Source organism: Anatilimnocola aggregata (genome assembly GCF_007747655.1).
Lineage (GTDB): Bacteria > Planctomycetota > Planctomycetia > Pirellulales > Pirellulaceae > Anatilimnocola > Anatilimnocola aggregata.
The window spans coordinates 1928333-1948685 of the sequence record NZ_CP036274.1 but is presented as its reverse complement, the minus strand read 5'-3'; the positions used below and the strand labels follow the sequence as shown (position 1 = coordinate 1948685).

The window sequence follows — 20353 nt, the reverse complement described above, 5'->3', positions numbered from 1 at the left end:
CAGGCGGAAGTGAATTCTTGCTTCCCGCAAATCACGCCGCCATACTGCGGGCACTTCATTCTTTCCCGCTTAGTGCCCGAGTTCCTGCTATGGCGTTTCACGGTCGTCTTGCGCTCGCCTTGGTCGTTGGCCTCTTATGGATGCCATCGCACGTGCATGCTGAAAACTGGCCCAGCTTTCGCGGACCCACAGGAATGGGGCTCAGTCAGGAAAAGGGACTGCCGCTTACCTGGAACGCTGCTGACGGCAGCAATGTGCTCTGGAAATCGCCGCTCCCCGCCACGCTGGTGGATGGTAAGCCCGACCACAATCAATCGAGCCCGATCGTCTGGCAAGATCGAGTCTTTGTCACGACCGCTTACTGGCCCGCCGATCGCAAGCAAGAAGAGCAACCCGAACAGCGACTGACCTGTTACCGACTCATCGATGGTGAGCAGTTGTGGGATACCGCGATTCCCACGGGGCCTTGGACGCTTTCCGATCGGCGCGGCGGCTATGCAGCCCCGACACCCGTGACCGATGGGGAGCGAGTCTATGTGCTGTTTGGTTCGTCGTTGCTGGCGGCAGTTGATTTCGCCGGCAAGATTGTTTGGCAACAAGAACTGGCCGATTGGCAGGCCTTTGATGTGGCCATCGCCTCCAGCCCCATCTTGCACCGCGGTCAGCTGCTAGTGCTGGCCGATCGGAATCAAAAGAAGTCGAGTTTGACTGCCTACGACCCGGCGACCGGCAAACAACTGTGGGAGCAGAAACGCACCACCGGCTTCACTCACACGACGCCGGTCATCGTCGAAGTAGCAGGCCGCGCACAGTTGCTGGTTACTGCTTCCAGCGAGTTGCAAGGACTCGATCCGGCCAACGGCGAAAAGCTCTGGTGGTGCAAGACGCCCGGCGATGTCACGTCTCCCGTGTTCGCCGATGGCCTCATCTATACCGATAGTGGCCGTGGCGGGCCAGGCATTCTCGTCGCAGCCGATGGTCAAGGAGATGTCGCGGCCACGCACGTGAAGTGGAAGCTCGATCAGATTCCCGAAGGACTCTCGTCGCCAGCAATTGCGGCTGGCCATCTCTATCGGCTGCACAATCCAGGTGTGCTTAAGTGCGTCAATCTGGCAACGGGCACCGAGCAGTACGCCACGCGACTGAATGGCGTATCAGTTTCATCGAGCCCCATCGTCACGCCTGATGGGCGACTCTACTTTGCCAGCGCGGGGAAGACTTTCGTCGTGCAAAGTGGACCGAAGTATGAACTGCTGGCCACCAACGATCTGGGTGACGCTTCCTCGTCGTCTGCCGCAGCGAGCAACGGACGTTTGATCTTTAAAGGTAAGAAATACTTGTTCTGCGTTGGCCAGAAATAACAATCAATCCTGCCAGGAACTCTCCCATGTTACGCTGCTCCTTCGGCTGCCAGATCGCTTGCACGTTATTGCTCACCTCTACGGCGTTTGTGAGCGGACAAGAATCCGAACCCGGCAAGTGGACAGTGATCTCGAATGAGGTTCTCGCGCAAGTAATGCCCGGCTATCCGGGCAAGACCGCGGGCGTGACCGTCGATCCAACGAACGGCCATGTCTTCATGGTGATTCCCGATCAGGGACTTTGGAGAAGCACGGATCAAGGGAAGAATTTTGCCCGCGTTGATGGCAAAAAGATCGGCGGCCGCTGTGAAACGGGCTTCGCGCTTAATTTCGATCCAGCTGGCAAGAGGCTGATGTGCTTCATGATTTACGGCTCCAGCGGGATAACCACCGACGGCGGCGAAACCTGGACTGTTTCGAAGACCAGCCATCTCGATTTTGGAGCCGTCGATTGGCACGCCACCGGCAAATGCCTGCTCGCCTTGCGGCACGAAGCAGGCGGCCTGCTCGCGCTCTCGACCGATGCTGGTCAATCGTGGCAGGATTTGCAAAAGGGCTTCTCGCATGTGGGGGTTGTGAGCGACAAGATCCTGCTGGCCAGCAAGGGGAAAGGCATTTTGCGCAGCGTGGATGGTGGCCAAACTTGGACAGAGGTATCGAAGAGCACGCCCGCTTCCCGCGTGATGATCGTCCGTGACAAGACCTGCTATTGGCCAAGTGCGGACGGAGTGCTGGTAAGCAAGGACGAAGGGGCCACTTGGGAAGTGCTGGGCACGCCGGTCTCGTGCGTGCTCGGGCCTTACTTTGGCAAGTCAGCAGACCACTTGATGGTCGTGAACAAGGAGGGCTTTCAAGAAACGACCGACGCCGGTAAATCGTGGAAAACCGCAGCACCACTCCCCGCAAGCTTTGACGTGGGATTGGTTGGACCGAATTACGCTTGGGATCCCGTCGGCAACATTCTCTACGCTTCGTCGATGGGCAAAGATACCCTGAGACTTGTTCGGTAGTCTCTCAGCGCGAGAATAAATCGGTCTTAATATCGGCTTCGACGGGCTCCGAAAAATACTGCCGATCTGCCCGCGGATAGATGTGCCGGCTGAAGGGAGCAAAGCCCCCGGCATCGTCAAAGTACATGTAGTGCGTAATGCGAATGGAATCTTCGGTCACACGAATCCAATTGAACGAGTTCTTTTCTCGCTCGCGCGCTCGGCCGCGACGAGACGTTGTCGTCCCGCTTTGCACGATCACAATGCCGTGCTTGCGGTCCTTGCCGGGATAGAGATCAAGCGAGTTCCCGACGTACGCCCGGTGCAAGTGGCCGCCCAGAATTAACTCCACATTCAGGTCGTTAAAAACATCGATGGCCCGTTTAGCCCGTGGCATCACACTGCTTCGTTCATAGTCGGGTGCCGGGGCAAAATGATGGTGGGCGACGACAATCCGCACGGCATCCGCAGGAGCTGCCGCGAATGCCTCACGCGCGAAGTCGAGTTGAGCCTGGTCGATTCGGCCGTTGGTAATGGCTCTTAGCGGCGAAGTCGAATCGAGAGATACGATCGTGGCGTGCGGCAACTGATAGACCTCGTTCAGCTTCGCGGTGATGTGCTCTTGGTAGAGCGCGTGCGGAGTAAAGATTCGCTCCCAAACGCGATACAGCGGCACATCGTGATTGCCGGGGCAAACAATCAGTGGGACGGGAGGAAGTTTATCCAAAAACTTTCGCGCGGCAGCGAACTCCGCGGCCTTGGCACGCTGAGAAAAGTCGCCACTGGCCACAATGATATCGGGCTTGAGGGCCGCTGCACTTTTCAATACGGACTCAGCCACTTTGGGCACGAAAAAGGGCCCGAAGTGCAAGTCGGAAATGTGCATGATGTTGAACATGTAAGAATTATCCCGGCCGCGTCAAGCGTCCGATTCCAGTCGCAGTTGCAAATCCAATAGAGAAGTCGCCAGCAGTTTACCCTGCGTGTCGATCCGCAGGCTGCGACTGGCTCCACCGCCGAGTGCGTCATACAGCAAAAAGTTGAAGGCCCCGATCAGCGGCAACTCGAATCGCTCGACGCGCGAAACGCCCAGCCCGGCAAAGTGCGACTGCACCCGCACGGCCGTGAGTCGACTGCGAAGGATTTCATAACTCGCGGCGTTGTTGGCTACGACGCCGATGTTGGCATGATTCCCTTTGTCGCCGCTGCGAGCAGTGGCCAGATCGCGAATCGAGATGAGTTGTTGTCCGGCAATCATGCGAGCCACTCCTGCGCTGTGCGAACCGTGGATTGACCACGAACGAGCGACTTTGGCACCAGTGTGGGCCAGTAAGCAAATACTGGGCGCACCTGCGGCCTGCCGCTCGCATAGCCGGCCAGCCCAGCGGGACCGCTGGTAATTAACGGTGCAAGCTCACGAGTGAAATGCTCGACCGCAGCCCGATTGGCGTCATGCACTGTGACACGCAGCATCAATTCGCCTGGAGGCTGATACTTCCGCCAGAACCAAGTGCCAGGAACGCCTGCTCCCTGACCGATCAGTTCAATGTTCGTCCTCGCCAACGAGAATCCTGCAGCTTGCACGCGCTGCAGAATCATCTCACCGCAGGCCTGCGCTTTTTCCCGACAATCGAGGCCATAAACCAGCAACTGTCCGCTGGCCATAAAGCCATCGCGATAGGCAAGTGACACTTTGTAGGTCTCCGTTGCTGCTCGGCCACTTGCGCCGGTCACTTGCACGCGGTCGTTACCAAGATCTTGCAAGCGGACGGTTGTGAAGTCGCAATCGATATCGGGAGTGAGGTAATGCTGCGGGTCGCCAATTTCATAAACCAATTGCTCGGCGACCGTGCGAAATGTGACCTTGCCTCCAGTGCCCGGTGGCTTGGTGATGACGGTTTCGCCTGTGGCATTCACTTCAGCAATCGGGTAGCCAACATCCGTCAACTGATACTGCTGCCACTCGGTTGAATAGCCCCCAGTGACCTGCGCGCCGCATTCGATCAAGTGCCCTGCCACGGTGGCTGCGGCAATCCGGTCGAGGTCGTTCCACTCCCAACCAAATTCATGCACCAGAGGAGCAACGGTGAGCGAAGCATCGGCAACTCGTCCCGTAATCACGATTCGCGCACCTTCGGCCAGCGCGGCGACAATCGGTTGCGCGCCAAGATAAGCGTTCGCACTGACAATCCGCGAGCTTGGGCCAAGCACCGTGAGAGGATCGTCGGTCTCCATGTTGCGCAGTTCACAGCCGGCGGCTTGAATTGCCTCAAGCTCTGGCAGCAGATCGTCACCGGTGACGACACCGATGGGCACACTAGCCAACTGTTCCGCCACCAACACATTTGCCACTGCTGCCGCGCATGCGAGGGGATTCATGCCACCCGAATTTGCAATGATCTTCAACTGTGGCTGCGTGTGCAGTGCACCGGCCAGGCTGCCGACAATCTCGATAAAGTCTTCGGCGTAGCCGGCCTGCGGGTCCTTTTCTCGTTGACGAGCAAGTATCGACATCGTCAATTCGGCCAGATGCTCGATGGTGAGATAGTCAACGGCAGCGGCTTCGACCAGTCGCCTGGGCGCAGTGATGCTGTCACCCAGAAAGCCCGCTCCATTGGCGATTCGCACAACTTTGTTCACCGCAGATACTCTCGCTGATTACTACTTGGGCAGGGACGCCAAAAACCGGGCCAGCACTGCCTGATAGGCTGGGGGCTCCAAATCGTTGTGCCCGCCACCTGGGCAAACGAAGAACTCTTTTGTTCCCGGTGCTGCAGCGTGCAACTGCTGGCCCAGATCGATGGGCACCAGCGTATCTTGATTGCCGTGACTCTGCAGCAGCGGGCCGTGGTACGCCTTGATCTTGTCGAGCGAGTTGTAGCGGTTCCGCATCAGCCATCGCACCGGAGCCCAAGGATACATGCGAGCTGCCGCATCGGGGAGCGAAGTGAACGTGCTTTGCACAATCAGGCCGCGGGCACCATTGCGGGCGGCCAAATCGACGGCTACGCCTCCGCCCAGTGATCGCCCCATCAAGACAATCTGATTGGCTGGAATGTTCGCCCGTTTAGCCAGCCATTGTTGGGCCGCTTCTCCATCGGCGAGAATTCCCGCTTCGTGCGGACTTCCTTCGCTGCGGCCATAACCTCGATAGTCGAAGGCGAAAATGCTCAATCGCTGCCTATCGGCCATGTCTGCCAGATATTCACCCAAGTAAGCCACATTCTCGCCGTTGCCGTGGCAATACAGCAGATAGGCCTGCGGCTCCTGGCCGTGCTGCGTCAGGTCGCGATACCAACCGTGCAACTTGGTGCCATCGGCCGAAACGAAGTTGACATCTTCCCACCCATATGTCTCGGCCGCCTGCCAATCGCCGCGCGGGTACTGTGGCGCGGGATAGATGAGCGAGGTTTCCATCCACATGAGCATAAGAATCACTGCCAGATAGGTCACAGCTGCCAACCGCACCAGCCGCCACAGCCCGTGCCAGATCTTTCGTTGGGGCGGCTTTTTCACCAACGGGCGATTGGTGTCGACCGCCAGGACATTGGCGTCGCTGGAAGATGAAACCGCGGGTGTACCAGCCATTGCAAGTTGCTGCTCGGTTCTCGGGAGAGGTAAACTGGCGTTATCTGCATCGTACTTCATTTTCCGCTCCCGTTGCTTCAGCATCCAATTCCCGCCGGCCCCTCTCTCGATCTTCCTGCCCGAGGCTTGCTGATGAATCGTTCGTTTCTGTTCGCACTTTTTATTGGCGCGAGCTGCTGTCTGGGCACCTCGTTCCCCCCAGTGACTGCTGCCGATAAGCAACCGCAGCCGGAGTTTGATCCGGCCCATGCCGAGAAGATGCAAGAAGGGCTGACCCTCTTCAAGCAGACCGTCCGCACGGTTCTCATTAAACAGTGCACCGATTGCCACGGCGGCGATGAAGTGCAGTCGGGCTTCGACCTGGCCACCCGCAAAGGCTTGCTCCGCGGCGGCTCGAAGGGGCCTGCGGTCAGCATTGGTAAATCGCTGGACAGCAACCTGCTGCGCTTTATCAGCCGGCGAGAAAAGCCCTTCATGCCCGAAGGCAGCGACAAGTTGCCCGACGATGCCATCGCAGCGATCGCCAAGTGGATCGATCTCGGTGCTCCTTACGATCAGCCGCTAGTCGATAATCCGCGCGATCCCGATCTTTGGACAAAGACCGTTGTCGGCGACAAAGCTCGCGACTTCTGGTCGCTGAAACAACTGCACCGAACAGAGCCCCCGTCAGTAAAAAACGAAGCCTGGGTTCGCACTCCCATCGATCGTTTTGTACTCGTCGCTGCTGAAGCCAAGGGTATAACGCCGAATGCTGTCGCGACGAAGCAAACCCTGCTGCGCAGGGCTTATTTCGATTTGATCGGCCTGCCGCCAACGCCGGACGAGATTGCCATGTTCCTGGCCGACGATAGCCCGCAAGCCTTCGAGAAAGTGATCGACCAACTGCTGGAGAGTCCGCACTACGGCGAGCGCTGGGGCCGGCATTGGCTCGACACCGCTCGCTTTGCCGAGAGTCACGGCTTTGAGCAGGACTACGACCGTCCGTTCGCCTTTCACTTTCGCGACTTCGTGATTAAGGCTCTCAATCAAGACATGCCCTACGACCAGTTTGTCCGCTGGCAATTGGCTGGCGATGAATTGGCCCCTGACGAGCCGCTGGCGCTCATGGCGACCGGCTTTCTCGGCGCGGGAGTCTTTCCCACGCAGATCACTGCGAACGAGGTCGAGAAGTCGCGCTACGACGCGCTCGATGATATGGCGGCCACCACCGGCAGCGCACTGCTCGGTTTATCCATCGGCTGTGCCCGTTGCCACGACCACAAGTTCGACCCGATTCCTGCTGCCGACTATTACCGCTTCATCGCCACGTTCGCCACCACGGTGCGCAGCAACGTCGACCTGAATCTCAAGCCTGCCGAATATCGCGCCGCGAAAGCCACTTTCGATCAAGCGCACGCTCCCTTTGTTACAGCGCGAGAGAAGTTTGAGAAAGAACAGCTTCCCGGCCGTTTTGCGAGTTGGGAAAAGAGCTCCGGCGCCCAGGAACTGCAGAACGCAGCCTGGCGAGTTCTCTCGCTCAAGCAACTGCAGTCGAAGGGGAAAGCCACGCTCACACTCCAGTCCGATGGTTCAGCGCTCGCGACGGGAACCAATCCAGACTTCGATGTTTATACGCTTACCGCCGAGTTGCCCGCCGGCACTTATCACGGCATTCGGCTCGAAGCCTTGGCCGATCCATCGCTAAAGAAGAACGGCCCCGGTCGCGCGGCAAATGGCAATTTCGCCCTGACCGATTTGCGTGTGGTACTAAAGCAAGCAGGTAAGCCCGACCAAACCTTGTCGCTGCAGAATCCCCAAGCCACGTTCGAACAAAAACCCAGCCTGCTCGTAAAGCACACCATCGACAGCGATCAGAAATCGGCCTGGGCCGTCGATCCGCAGTTTGGCAAAGATCACGCGGCTGTCTACGAACTGGCTGAGCCTCTGACAATCGACAAGCCGGCGACGCTGACGTTCACGCTCGAGTTCAACAACAACAAGCAGCACAACATCGGCCGCCCGCGTATCAGCATCACTTCCAGCCCCGCGCCACTCGCCGTCGAGACTGGCGGACTGGCCGCCGGCATTGCAGCTGCGCTGGCGATCCCCGCTGACAAGCGAACTGCGAAACAGCAGGAACAACTTCTGGCTTGGTATCGCGCACACGATGACGAATGGAAACGACTTAATCAAGCGGAGCAAGATCATCTCGCCAAGGCTCCTCAACCCACAACCGTCAAAGTCATGGTCTGCAGCGAAGGCGTGACCCCGATTCGGCATCACACGCAAGGTGCCGACTTCTTCACCGAGACCTACTTTCTCAAGCGTGGCGACAACGAGCAAAAAATGGGGCAGGCCACGCCCGGCTTCTTGCAAGTCCTCACTAGTGCTCCGCAAGGTGAGAAGCACTGGCAAGTGACGCCCCCCGCAGGTGCGAAGACATCGCACCGTCGCACTGCGCTCGCAGCTTGGATCACCGACACCGAATATGGTGCCGGCCACTTGCTCGCGCGTGTCATGGCCAATCGCTTGTGGCATCATCATTTCGGCCGCGGCTTGGTCGCCACGCCCAACGACTTTGGCGTGCAGGGCGAGCGACCAACACACCCCGAACTACTCGATTGGCTGGCCAGCGAACTGATGGCTCGAGGTTGGAAACTCAAGACCATGCACAAGCTGATCATGACCAGTGCCGCCTATCAGCAGGCCAGCACCTTCGATCCTGCGGACGCCAAGCTTGATCCCGAGAACAAGCTCCTCTGGCGATTTTCGCCGCGCCGCCTCGAAGCTGAGATTGTGCGGGATAACCTGCTCGCCGTCAGCGGCGCTCTCGACCGCACGCAGTTCGGCGCGGGTTCGCTGGAGGAAACGCATCGTCGCCGCAGCATCTACTTCACCATCAAACGCAGCAAACTCGTCCCCATGATGCAACTGTTCGATCAGCCCGAACCGCTCGTCAGCGTCGGTGGTCGGCCGAGTACCACCATCGCCCCTCAAGCTCTCATGCTCCTTAACAATCCGCAGGTCCGCTTGTACGCTCACTCGTTCGCGAAGCAACTCCTACCGGCTGCCGAGAAAGACATGGCCACCGCCACTCGCCAAGCCTATCTGCAAGCCATAGCGCGCGAGCCCGATGCGGCCGAACTGCGCGAGGCAACTGCCTTCCTTGCCGAACAAGAGTTGCTCTACCAGGCTGACAAGAAACCAAACGCCAAAGAACTCGCGCTCGCTGACTTCTGCCAGGTCCTCTTTGGGTTGAATGAGTTTGTGTATGTAGAATGAGGATGTGAGTTTGTTCACCAGTAGTTTGCGGAGGTAATCGATGACGCGCATTGTGCTAGACGATACGGTCTTGGCGTTATTGCCCCAATCCGACAAAGTGATTGAGATCTGTGATGCTCAGGGAAACGTCCGGGGAGTGTTTCAGGCGGTGCATTCCCTCGATGAAATCAGCCTGGAGCCTGCGATTTCAGAAGAAGAGATGAGATGGCGGGCAGCCCAGCCACTTCACGGCAGACAACTGTCCGAAATCATCGCGGACTTGGAGTCGCGAAAGTGAAGTGGCAGGTCCACTGGTCAACACGTGCTGAGTCGGAACTCGCCGCGATCTGGCTGAATGCTGCGGAGCGCGAGGCGATTACCGTGGCATCGGCAAAAATCGAAAAACAGTTGCAGATCAATGCCGCGGAAGCTGGCGAGTCGCGCATGGAAGACGTGCGGGTTCTGTGTTGCTTACCTTTGATTGTATGGCTTGTAGTCTTCCCGAAATCGCGAGCCGCAATGGTGATCCACGTTAGGGTAGCGCTAAAGCGTCGGCGATAAATTTCCAAAGTTAGCGACATTACCGATTGGCTCCACGATGCAAACTTCCACCCAACTCTCCCGTCGTCATCTCCTCACCCAAGCTGGTGGCGGGGCCGGCATGCTCGCGTTGGCTGCCTTGCTCGCCGACGAAGGCCTGCTTAGCAATTCGCTCGCAGCTGAGTCCGCAACCAGCAAGGGAACAGCGCCGCTGAATCCACTGGCTCCGCATGCGGGACATTTTCCGGCAAAGGCGAAGAACGTCATCTGGCTGTTCATGAATGGTGGGCCGAGCCAGGTTGATACCTGGGACTATAAGCCGGAACTGGAGAAGCGTGACGGGCAAGAGCTGAAAGGCTTCGATAAGAACACTGGCTTTTTCACGGGGCAGGTGGGGCCGGTAATGAAGTCGCCCTTCAAGTTCGCTCAGCATGGCAAAAGTGGAGCCTGGGTCAGCGACATCTTTCCCGGCATGGCCCAGCACGTCGACGATATGGCCTTCGTCCACTCTTGCTACACCGGCTCGAACAACCACAGTCCCGCGCTCTTCATGATCAACACCGGCATGGCCAAGATGGGGCACCCTTGCGTGGGCTCTTGGGTCACTTATGGCCTCGGCAGTGAAAGCCAAAGCTTGCCTGCCTTCGTCGCCATGACCGATCCACTGGGCCGCGGATTGCCCAAGGGATATTCGCAGAACTGGGGAGCCGGCTTTCTCCCCAGCGTGTATCAAGGAACCTGGCTCAAGCCCAGCGGCGACGCCATCGACAATCTTTATCGGCCCGCCGACCAAGGCGATAAACAACAGCGGGCCGCCCTCGATCTGCTGGCCAGGCTCAATCGCAAGCAACTGGCCGAGCGACCGCACGAAGCGGAACTTGCCGCCCGCATCGAAAGCTTCGAACTCGCCTATCGCATGCAACTTGCCGCCCCCGAGGCGATCGACATTCAGCAAGAGCCCGAGCACATTCACAAGTTGTACGGCGTCGGCGAAAAACGTTGCGACCATTTCGCCAAGCAGTGCCTCATGGCCCGCCGCCTGGTCGAGCGCGGTGTCCGCTTCGTCCAGATCTACAGCGGTGGCATGGAGAACGAACGCAGCTGGGACGGGCACAAAGACATCAAAGGGAACCACGAACAGTTCGCCGGCGAGACCGACACTCCCATCGCCGGGCTCCTCGCCGACCTCAAGCAGCGGGGCCTGCTCGAGAATACCCTTGTCGTCTGGGGCGGGGAATTCGGCCGTCTCCCCATCGTGCAAACCGGTGGGACCGGCCGCGACCACAATCCGCACGCCTTCACCTATTGGCTGGCGGGCGGCGGCGTGAAAGGTGGCGTGAAGCACGGAGCCACCGACGAGTTGGGCCACAAAGCGGTCGAAGACCGCGTTCACGTGAACGACCTGCATGCCACCATCCTCCACCTCCTCGGGCTCGACCACCAAAAACTGACCTTCCGCATGAGCGGCCGTGACTTCCGCCTGACTGATGTGGCCGGCCACGTAGTGAAGGAAGTGCTGGCCTAATAACGGAACTGAAGTTGAATTTCCTCGCGAGCGATTTGAGGGTCGGTGCCGGCTATATGGTCGAGCGGCTTGCAAGCCTTAAGGACGATAGATGCTGAGATGTCTTCATGCCGTTGGACCCTAATGTTGACACGAAGGGGGTTTCACTTTTGGAGGTCGCACCATGTTACCGCGCTGGTTGGAATGGCTGATCGTGATCGCAATCCCCATAGGTCTATTCGCGATTCTCTATCCGGCGGTGCAACTCACCCGAAATCCAAAAGGCCCAGGCGGCCAGCGGATTCCGTCCGACCTGCCGGTGGAAGCCAACCGCGTCAGACATCCATCGGGGCTGTCGATCGTTGCTCCCAAGAATTGGGACCTGGCGCCCGATTTCGGCCCGGATACTCCCTTCCTCTCGATTGGACCGCGTGGCATACCCGGCCGGCGATTGAAATCACTCCTCTTGATTGAAGGCTGCGACGAGCCAACGCTTGATCGATTTGCCAAAACGCATTTTCAAGGGCAGCCGGCCTTCGATCGGACCGAAATTGTCCGGCACGACACGTTCGATGATCCAGCGTGGTCGACCTACGAACTTTACTTGGAGCGTGAAGGCCAGTGGTGGCATTTGAAGTTTGGCACTACCGATGAATTGAAAGAACTGCCTCCAATGATCAAGAAGTACCTCGAAACAGTTGAGTTTCCTCAACGGGCGAATTGAGTACACCTCGTGCAAGGGAGCAACCGGCTCCCTTGAGCGTGGAGTGCAGTTCTCCGTAGGCTTCACCAGCGATCGTCTTACGGCTTCTGGCCACGGCTAAAAAATTTCCGTTATTCGCAAATAAAACGAACTCCGGCAAAACTGCGTAAGTCGAAACACTGCAAGCTGCTTCGTTGTTTTCAACCAGGAAACTTCCCCTGAAATTGCCGGATTCAATTTCCAGATAAAAGTGACTGAATAACTCTCTGACAAGACATCGCTAACTACTCAGCATCTCCATCTTCATTCGTGGCTCATCTGCCTCAAGGGAAAACCATGCTCCCTTGCTGAAATGCAGTCCGCATTTCCATTTTCCTCAATTTCCAATTCCTTCTTCACTTACGCCCCGCGTCAAACCAATTCACGCGAGCCCGTCGGTGACGCCAAGAAACGAAGGTCCCGCGCCACAGGCCGACCTTCAGCCAATTCTGGCAGCAGGCAGCTTGCAGTTTAAAAATCGACCAGGCTGAAAAAGAGCGATTGCCAACCAATTAGACGCACCCCTTTGACACCTCTGGTCACGAGCTGGCAGGTATTCCGCAAAAGAGTTTCGGCCGCCGTCGGCCTCACCCGGGTCGGGGCGATTTCCGGGTAGCTCACACCCCAGCCTTCAGCCGCACAGCGTTGGCCCGGAATATCGTCCTGACCCAAATCGCGCGGCACCGCGAGCGGAGTTAGCCGACGACCGCTGGCAGGCGAAAGCCGCGGCCAGCCGAACGACTTGCTAAAATGCCCGCCGGCCTTTCGCTGCAAGTCGAGCAAAGAATGCGGATCGATTATGGATAAGACTGCCGTGGCGGTGCTGGTTACCGTTGCCTTCAGCTTGCTGGGGGTGGTGGGAGATTACTTTTTGAAGCTGGCCAGCGGGCGGGAGTATCCGCTGCGGAGTGGCTGGTTTTATCTGGGGTTTGCCTTTTATGCCTCGACCGCGTTCGGCTGGGTGTTCGTCATGCGGCACCTCAAGCTGGGGACGATCAGCGTGCTCTATTCGGTCTCGATGGTCCTCATGCTGACGACGATCGGCGTGGTGGTCTTCAAGGAATCGCTCAATTATTCCGAAATGGCTGGCATCGTGCTGGCCGTGGCGTCGCTCGTATTGCTTATGCGATTTGCGTAGACAGTTTTTGCCCCCTGAACCCAATCGTGCAGAGTCGACGATGAAACCCTCCCTGCTCTGTCTGCTCGTCCTTGGCTATCTCACTTTGCCTGCCCGTGGTGCAGAGCCCGCGGTTTTAAAGATTCACCTGCTCGGCGCGGGTGAATACAAACCGGTGGAATCGTTGACCGGATATCAGAAGTATCTCGAAGAGAAGTTTCGCGTGCGGTGTACAACATCGTTTGGCAACGACGGCAAATCGCTCCCCAATCTCGAGCAGTTGAAGACCGCCGATGTGATGGTGGTGTTTCTCCGCCGCATGAATTTGCCTGCAGAACAAATGGCGATCATTCGCAACCACTGGGAGCAAGGAAAGCCGATCGTCGCGATGCGAACCGCCAGCCATGCCTTTCAACCCGACGACAATGCGATCTTCGACCGCCAGGTACTGGGGGGCAACTATCGCGGCTCCGGCAGCTATACCACACCGTTCAAAGCAATTGCCCTGCCGGCCAAGTCGGAGCACCCGGTGCTGAAAGGGGTCGGGGCGATCACTTCGAAAGGTTACTACGGCAACGACAAGCTGGCCGACGATGCCGAAGTGCTGCAAGTGGTCGAGTCGGACAAAAAAACGCCGCTGCCGGTGACCTGGGCTCATACTTACCAAGGTGGCCGCACGATCTATACCTCGCTGGGCGTGCCGGAAGATTTTCAGGATGAGAATTTTCGCCGTCTGCTAAGCAACGCCATCTTCTGGACCGCCGAGCGCGACCCCGCACAAATGCAGAAATGACCGATCCCTTTTTCTTTTGCCAAACGCGTCACACGGATCGTTATGAAACCTGGCTTGGTTCTCTCGTTCACCGCCTGCTTGTTGCTGGTGTTGCCTGCGTTGCAGGCCCAGGATGTTCCGCGCGTTCAACCTGCGGGTTTTCGCGTGGCTGCCTATTTGCCGGAATACCGGCTGGCCGAGTTCGAGCCGCGGTTGGCGCGCTACCTGACCGACCTCATCGTCTTCTCGGCAGAGCCGACGGAGTTCGGTGGTATTAACCGTTCGCGCTTAGCAAAAGTGCCGTGGGACGAACTGCGCCAGTGGAAGACCAAGGAGCGCGTGCGGTTGATCTTGTGCATTGGTGGCTGGGAACGGTCGAAGCACTTTGCCACCGTCGCTACGTCGCCCGAGAAGCGGCAAGTGTTCGTGAAGGAGGCCGTGCGACTCTGCTTGGAAGAACGCCTCGACGGCATCGATCTCGACTGGGAGCATCCGCGCGACGAAGCCGAGCAGGAGGGTTACGGCCGGTTGCTCACCGAACTTCGCGCCGGCTTTCAGCCCCACGGGTTGCTGCTGTCGGTGACAATTGCCGCCTGGCAAAAGATGCCACCAGAGGCTTTTACGGCTGCGCACTGGGTGCAAGTGATGGCCTACGATCACGACGACAAGCATTCGACGTTCGAGGGTGCAGTCGCCGATGTCAAAACGCTGAAGGAGGCCGGCGTGCCGGCTGAGAAGATTGTGCTTGGCATGCCCTTTTATGGCCGAGATATTCTCCGTCGCAATCGATCGCTGGCGTATCGCGAGATTGTCGCCCGGCATGATCCAAAACCGGACGTCGACGAAATCGACGGCGTCTACTTCAACGGCCTGAGTATGATTCGCCGCAAGACCGAGTATGCACTCGAGTCGCGTCTCGGCGGAGTGATGGCCTGGGAACTCGGTCAGGATGTGCCCACCGACCGCTCGCTGCTCCGCGCGATCGATGCCGCGGTTCAGCAAGCGCGTCTTCAGTAGGCCAACGACCGGCCCACCAATGCCGCCTACTTTTTCACCGGCCACACACGGGCAGAGCCATCGCGACCGCCGGAGGCGAGGAGTGTGCCATCGCCATTGAAGGCCACCGTATGAACCGTGGTCTTGTGACCCAGATAAGTGGCGAGCAATTTGCCATCTTCAGCGTTCCACAGTTTCACGGAGCCGTCTTGTCCGGCGGTCGCCAGCTTGGTGCCATCGGGTGTGTAAGCGATTCCCCACAGGTCACCGCTGTTGCCGTCCCACGACTTGATGAGCAGGCCAGTGCCCACATCCCAAATGCGCACGGTCTTATCCCAGCCTGCCGAGGCCAGCTTGTGACCGTCGCTATTGAACGACAGGCCATAAACGGGCCCGGAGTGACCTTCGAGCGGCAGCTTTTGCTTGAGCGTGTCGGCATCCCACAGGCGAATGGCTTTATCGCTCCCCGCGGTAGCGAGGGTGTGACCATCGGGAGTGAGCGCGACCGCGAAGATCGCCTTTTGTTGCTGGGTCGTGCCCAATGGTTCGGCCGCATCCGGCGAGTATTTGTTCAAGCTCCCATCGCGGCCACCAGCGTAGAGGGACTTGCCATCGCGCGAGATCGCGAGACCGCGAATCGCGTTGGCATTCTTAAACGTTTGCAGCGGTTCGGACTGCCCGATTTTCCAGATCTTCAGCAGGCTGTCGTCGCCGGCTGTCGCCAGGTATTGACCGTCGTGCGCGAACTGAGCGTTCCACACGAGCCCGCTATGCGCTTCGAGCGTGGCATTCACACTCTTGGTCGGCAAGTCCCACAACCGCACACTGCCGTCTTCCGTGGACATCGCCACGGTCTTACTCGTCGGATCGAACGAGACCGACCAGACCGAGCCCGCATTGGCACTGAGGACGGCAATTGGTTCCGCGGTCGAAACGGGGGCGACCACTGCCGGAACGGATGCGCCGCTGAACAGGCCGCGGATGAACGAACCGGAGAACAAACCTAGGACCAGGAGCGTGATGCCGACCGTCGCAATCGTCAGCCGGGTGCGAAACTGCCGCTGACGCAATTCAATCTGGCAAACGCCAGGTAATTCGTCGGACGATGTCTTGAGGTGAGCCCAGTGATATTCCAGCACTTCGGCCAGATCGCTGGCAGTTTGAAAGCGGTCGCTCGGCTTCTTCGCGAGCAGTTCGTCGATGGTTTCGGACAACCACTGCGGAACTTCAGGATTCACTTCCCGCGCCGGCTTGTGTTTTACTTCGGTGATTTGTTTCAAAATAGCAAGGGCCGAACTGCCGGTGAATGGCGTCTGGCCGGTCGCCATTTCGTACATGATCGCGCCCAAGCTGAACAAGTCGCTGCGCGGGTCAGGTTCGCCGCCGAGCGCTTGCTCGGGAGCCATGTACAACGGAGTGCCGCTGACGAAGCCGGTGCGGGTGAGCTTCACATCTTCGGCAATGCGGGCGAGACCGAAGTCGGTGAGTTTGACGCGATCGTGCGGCGGTTCGAGCAGAATATTGCCCGGCTTGATATCGCGGTGAATGAGTCCCAGTGCATGCGCGGCCGCTAAGCCCCGCGCTGCTTCCATGCCGATGCGGACGATCTCTTTCGGTGGCAGTTTCTTCTCACGAGCCAGTTTTTGTTCGAGCGTCTCGCCCGAAATCAACTGCATGACGAGAAACGCGATGCCATGCTCGCCCGAACGTTCCACCTGATGAACAGCGACCACGTTCTCGTGCGTGACTGACGCCGCAGCGCGCGCTTCGCGGCAAAACCGCTGCTTGCCGATTTCATCTTCGGCATATTCCTGATCGAGGACTTTGATGGCGACGTTGCGCTGCAATTTCGAATCGAACGCTTCGAGCACGACGCCCATGCCCCCGCGACCGAGGACGCGCATCACATCGAAGTGCGCGAGCCGGCCGAGATACGAGGGATCGCTGGCCGGTTCTAAAAAATCGAGCTTGGCCTCGCGCGAGCGCGGTTTCGGCGGCGCTGCGGGGGGAGCCTTGGCGAGCACCGCCTGTTTAACCGCGGCATCGACCGCGCGCAACGCGGGCCAATAGGCCGACGTAACCATCGGTTCGCTATCGGTAACATGCTGCACAACGCTCGATAGGTTGGTCCCTTCGGTCGCCAGCTCTTCGAGCTTGGCCTGGCAGCATTCGCAGTTGTCGAGGTGCGAAGTCATCCCCTGCTGCTGATCGCTAGAGAGGCCGGTCCCGAGCAGTTGCCGCAGCTCTTCGGTGGGTGGGCAGGCGGTGGTGGTTTTATTGTTATTCATCATCTTGCCTCCGCAGCGTTTCGACTTCTTCTTTCAGTCGGGCGAGGACGCGACTCTTGGCGACGTAAATGGCTCCGGTCGACAAGCCAATCTGCTTGGACACTTCGCCAGCTGACTTCCCTTCGACGGCGGTCAGCCAAAATGCCTGCCAGCTGCTCTCTTGAAATTCGCTCTTGATTTTGTCCATTGCCAGCGCGGCGATGCGGCGCTGATACTCGAGTTCCCACGCATCCTGCCCGTCGGTTTCGGCCGGTGTGGAGTCCAACATTTTGTTCGTCGTGGTATCGCCCGAACCTTGCGGGCGAATGCGGCGCGCGGACAGAAAGTTGAAGATCTTGTTGCGCGTGATGGTGAACAGCCAGCCGCGAAACGTCCCCTGTTTGCGGTCGTAGTCGAGCCGGCCGATGGCCGACGAAACGGACCGCATGACGTCCTGCATCAGGTCGGCTGCGTCGGCGTCTTGCAACCCGCGTTTGCGGGCAAAGCCGTAGATCACGGGGCCATACAACCGGGCGAACTCCTGCCACGCGACTTGATTGTCGCCGTCGCGAAGTTGCACTAGCAGGCTGGCTCGGGTTACTGGGGAATCGTCCACGGGCATAGTCGCACCTGTAGGGACCGCAGGCCTTCACTCGTTCATTTGCCGCGATGAAATACCCTACCTTTGCATATGATACGCGGTTTGACGTCAGTCGACGATGGCCACTGGCAAGGCCAGCCGGTTTGCGGTAGACGTTCATGGCCAGGCCTTTCTTTTCGTCGGAAGTAGATTTTTGGGTTGATACCACTTTTAGTGTGGGCTTCAATCCCACACGTCTTGCCGGCAATGTGGGCTAAAGCCCACACTACACCAGCATCAACGTTGGGCAACTTCTGGCTTACTCTTTACTTCCACCTGCGAGCCACTGACGAGGTCGTCGGTGGGATTCACCACCAACTGCTCGTCTCCTTGGATGCCGTCAAGCACTTGGACGCGACCACCAAGATCGCGCCCCAGTTTCACGCTGCGAAGTTCGAGCTGTCCGTTGCTACCGACAACGGCGACATGAGGGCCGTCGATTCGCATCTGCAACGTATTGGCTGGAATAGTCCAGCCCGTGTTTTGCTGTGGTGCGCTGAGGGTCACTTGGACATAGCTGCCGGGCTGCAAACCCACGCTGCTGTTTTCGAGTTCAATCTCGGCCAACATGGTGCGGTTCGTCGAATCGATGGATGACGAAATGCGCGTGACCGACGCTGGCGTGGCTTTGCCTGTCGACTCCGGCAAGCTGACCGTGGCTGGCACACCGACGCGAATTCGCGTGGCATTCGATTGCGGCACACTGACTTGCACACGCACGCGGCTCATATCTTCAACCACATAAAGTGGCTCGGTTCCAGCAGTCACGAGCATGCCCACCTCGGCCGAGCGGCGCGTCACGACACCCGAGAATGGCGCGACGATTCGTTTGAAGCCTTGCAGTTCCTTCAGCCGCTCGACATTGGCCTGCCGGCTTTGAGCCGTTGCCTGACGAGCAGCAATTACGGCCGCGCGAGTTTGCAAACTGGTGCGCCGGCGAGCGACATCCGCTTCAGCCGCGGCCACATCCGCCGTGCGAGCTTCGAACTGCTTCTCAAACGTATCGAATTCTTCCTGGGCGATCGCGTGGCGATAGACCAGCTTCTCGCGGCGGGCCAGTTGGGTGCGAGCCAGTTCCACTTCGGATTGCACGCGGGCCAGTTGAGCCAGCGCCACGCTCAATTCCGCTTCGGCTTCGGCTCGCTCTGCCTGGGCTTGAACGGCGGCAGCCGTGGCCTCCGCAGCTTGGGCCACTCCTTCGGCAACTTCCTGATCGAGTTCCGGCGTTTCGAGTTCGGCCAGCACATCGCCGGCCTTCACCTTCGCACCCAGATCGACGTGCCAGGCGGTCAGATAACCAGTAACCCGCGAGTGCAACGTCGTGGTTTGCCACGGGCGAATGGTAGCCGGCAGCGTGATGTTCGACGTCTCGGCTGGCGAGGGCAGCTCGACATTCACCGCACGGGCCGCATTGGTTCGTTCGTGAACCGAATGAGCCGGCTCGGAATGAACCGAGTCCCAGGGCTGCAAGAAGCCAAGCACTGCTCCCCCGGCAGCCACCGCCGCAGCAGGCCAGGTGAGACGCGTCCACGACCACCGCGGGGCCGATTCTTCGCGGCTGAGCCGAATAAGTTGCGAACGAGTCGGGCTGGCGGCTGGCAAAGTTTGGGGGGACATGGCTGGGCTCCTGACTGCGGTTATCTTGCGGACTTACCCTGAATTACCGGCCCGCGTGCGAAGCCTTACACGCGAACCCTGGAAAGGAATCTTTGGATCCGCAAATTCCTGCTAAACAGCGGGCTACGCGGTGACTAATCGGCAGGCCAGTGCGGCAATTTTTCCATCCCGAAATTGCAGGTGTTGGTCGATAAACAGCGGATCGGGGAGCCCGGTTTTGTCGAACGTGCCATCGACTTTTGTAGTGACTACTGTTTCTTGTGGCTCCTCCTTAGCGGCAGTGACTTCCAGCGTCACATTCGCGGCGAAGATATCGCTTTCGCTCCATTCTTTGATCGCCTCGCGCCCCCGAAATTCTCTCCCGGCATCATTCACCACAGCGTTGTCGTCGAATAGGCGAAGGAACGCTGCCGCATCTTGCTGGTTCGTGGCCTGAACATAAGCAGCGGCCAGTGGGGGAAGTTGAATGGTCATGGAAATACCTTTGTATTGAGGATGAAGTGACGTTAAGGAACCTGCTGATTCCCTTGCTGCAAACTTTACGAAGCATGGTTTACAAAGTAAAGTAGGGTCCTAATGCAAAGCCACTTCACCGGAGTAAAGCAATGGCCAAGAGCAAGAGCCAACCCGCCGATAACACGCACGAGCCCCTGGCTAAACTCCTCAAGATCCTCTCCAGCCCGTGGACGATGCTGCTGCTGCACCGATTGCACATGGAGGGCCCCAAGCGATTTGGCGAACTGAAACGCCGACTCGGCGCGATCTCGACCAAGACCCTGACCGAGCGACTGCGCATGTTGGAAGCCGAGGGTTGGGTCCATCGACACTACGAGCCGACCGTGCCGCCACAAGTCACCTACACTTTGGCCGAGCGCGTGCTGGAACTCGATCCGCTGATGGTCGAACTCGATCGCATCGCCGAGCGCTGGTACGGCCGCGGCTAAAAAATCGGCCTGCAATCGCTCAGACTCCCCGCGCCC

19 protein-coding genes are annotated in these 20353 nt (G+C 58.7%); 11 read left to right on the top strand and 8 right to left on the bottom strand.

Going from position 1 to position 20353, the window contains the following annotated elements:
- Positions 1–89 precede the first annotated feature (89 nt).
- Complete coding sequence (locus tag ETAA8_RS07640; protein ID WP_145087164.1) at positions 90–1361, top strand: PQQ-binding-like beta-propeller repeat protein; 1272 nt, start codon at positions 90–92, stop codon at positions 1359–1361.
- A gap of 26 nt (positions 1362–1387) precedes the next feature.
- On the top strand, positions 1388–2371 hold the full coding sequence (locus tag ETAA8_RS07635; RefSeq protein WP_145087163.1) for a WD40/YVTN/BNR-like repeat-containing protein: 984 nt from the start codon (positions 1388–1390) through the stop codon (positions 2369–2371).
- Between the two features lie 4 nt (positions 2372–2375).
- On the opposite strand, the gene ETAA8_RS07630 is transcribed toward ETAA8_RS07635, so the two are convergent.
- The 4 genes from ETAA8_RS07630 to ETAA8_RS07615 are packed head-to-tail and all read right to left on the bottom strand — an operon-like array spanning position 2376 to position 5998.
- On the bottom strand, positions 2376–3248 hold the full coding sequence (locus ETAA8_RS07630; protein ID WP_145087161.1) for a metallophosphoesterase family protein: 873 nt from the start codon (positions 3246–3248) through the stop codon (positions 2376–2378).
- 21 nt (positions 3249–3269) lie between these two features.
- The gene (locus ETAA8_RS07625; protein ID WP_145087159.1) at positions 3270–3608 is read right to left on the bottom strand and encodes an AtuA-related protein; all 339 of its coding nucleotides are present in this window, start codon (positions 3606–3608) and stop codon (positions 3270–3272) included.
- Positions 3605–4990, bottom strand: coding sequence for an acyclic terpene utilization AtuA family protein (locus ETAA8_RS07620; RefSeq protein ID WP_145087157.1), 1386 nt, complete (start codon positions 4988–4990; stop codon positions 3605–3607). The genes ETAA8_RS07625 and ETAA8_RS07620 overlap by 4 nt, the downstream gene beginning before the upstream one ends.
- A gap of 21 nt (positions 4991–5011) precedes the next feature.
- Positions 5012–5998, bottom strand: coding sequence for an alpha/beta hydrolase (locus ETAA8_RS07615; RefSeq protein ID WP_202921643.1), 987 nt, complete (start codon positions 5996–5998; stop codon positions 5012–5014).
- 72 nt (positions 5999–6070) lie between these two features.
- On the opposite strand from ETAA8_RS07615, the gene ETAA8_RS07610 reads away from it, so the two are divergent.
- From ETAA8_RS07610 to ETAA8_RS07575, 8 genes are all read left to right on the top strand, one after another.
- Positions 6071–9199 (top strand): PSD1 and planctomycete cytochrome C domain-containing protein, encoded by a 3129-nt coding sequence (locus tag ETAA8_RS07610; protein ID WP_145087155.1) that lies wholly within the window; start codon positions 6071–6073, stop codon positions 9197–9199.
- 40 nt (positions 9200–9239) lie between these two features.
- Entirely contained in the window at positions 9240–9476 is a 237-nt protein-coding gene (locus tag ETAA8_RS07605; RefSeq protein WP_145087153.1) for a hypothetical protein, read from the top strand.
- Positions 9473–9739, top strand: a complete 267-nt coding sequence (locus tag ETAA8_RS07600; RefSeq protein ID WP_145087150.1) for a hypothetical protein — start codon at positions 9473–9475, stop codon at positions 9737–9739. The genes ETAA8_RS07605 and ETAA8_RS07600 overlap by 4 nt, the downstream gene beginning before the upstream one ends.
- Positions 9740–9776: 37 nt before the next feature.
- Entirely contained in the window at positions 9777–11243 is a 1467-nt protein-coding gene (locus ETAA8_RS07595) for a DUF1501 domain-containing protein (protein ID WP_145087147.1), read from the top strand.
- Positions 11244–11406: 163 nt separating this feature from the next.
- Entirely contained in the window at positions 11407–11946 is a 540-nt protein-coding gene (locus tag ETAA8_RS07590) for a hypothetical protein (protein ID WP_145087144.1), read from the top strand.
- An 817-nt stretch (positions 11947–12763) separates the two neighbouring features.
- Positions 12764–13102 carry a transporter gene (locus ETAA8_RS07585; RefSeq protein WP_145087141.1) on the top strand — a complete coding sequence of 113 codons (339 nt, stop codon included), beginning with the start codon at positions 12764–12766 and terminating at the stop codon, positions 13100–13102.
- Positions 13103–13142: 40 nt separating this feature from the next.
- Positions 13143–13874: a ThuA domain-containing protein gene (locus ETAA8_RS07580; RefSeq protein ID WP_145087138.1), complete on the top strand. Its 732-nt coding sequence runs from the start codon at positions 13143–13145 to the stop codon at positions 13872–13874.
- 42 nt (positions 13875–13916) lie between these two features.
- Positions 13917–14870, top strand: coding sequence for a glycoside hydrolase family 18 protein (locus tag ETAA8_RS07575; RefSeq protein ID WP_145087135.1), 954 nt, complete (start codon positions 13917–13919; stop codon positions 14868–14870).
- Between the two features lie 26 nt (positions 14871–14896).
- On the opposite strand, the gene ETAA8_RS07570 is transcribed toward ETAA8_RS07575, so the two are convergent.
- The 4 genes from ETAA8_RS07570 to ETAA8_RS07555 all read right to left on the bottom strand — a co-directional run bounded on the left by ETAA8_RS07570 (position 14897) and on the right by ETAA8_RS07555 (position 19847).
- On the bottom strand, positions 14897–17140 hold the full coding sequence (locus tag ETAA8_RS07570; protein ID WP_145087132.1) for a WD40 repeat domain-containing serine/threonine protein kinase: 2244 nt from the start codon (positions 17138–17140) through the stop codon (positions 14897–14899).
- Positions 17130–17738 carry an RNA polymerase sigma factor gene (locus ETAA8_RS07565; RefSeq protein ID WP_145087129.1) on the bottom strand — a complete coding sequence of 203 codons (609 nt, stop codon included), beginning with the start codon at positions 17736–17738 and terminating at the stop codon, positions 17130–17132. Before ETAA8_RS07565 ends, ETAA8_RS07570 begins: the two co-directional genes overlap by 11 nt.
- A gap of 255 nt (positions 17739–17993) precedes the next feature.
- Positions 17994–19373 carry an efflux RND transporter periplasmic adaptor subunit gene (locus tag ETAA8_RS07560; RefSeq protein WP_145087126.1) on the bottom strand — a complete coding sequence of 460 codons (1380 nt, stop codon included), beginning with the start codon at positions 19371–19373 and terminating at the stop codon, positions 17994–17996.
- A gap of 123 nt (positions 19374–19496) precedes the next feature.
- Positions 19497–19847: a nuclear transport factor 2 family protein gene (locus ETAA8_RS07555; protein WP_145087124.1), complete on the bottom strand. Its 351-nt coding sequence runs from the start codon at positions 19845–19847 to the stop codon at positions 19497–19499.
- A gap of 131 nt (positions 19848–19978) precedes the next feature.
- Here ETAA8_RS07555 and ETAA8_RS07550 point away from each other — a divergent pair, with 131 nt between their 5' ends.
- A complete protein-coding gene (locus tag ETAA8_RS07550; protein ID WP_145087121.1) occupies positions 19979–20317 on the top strand; it encodes a winged helix-turn-helix transcriptional regulator in 339 nt (112 codons plus the stop codon).
- Positions 20318–20353: the final 36 nt, after the last annotated feature.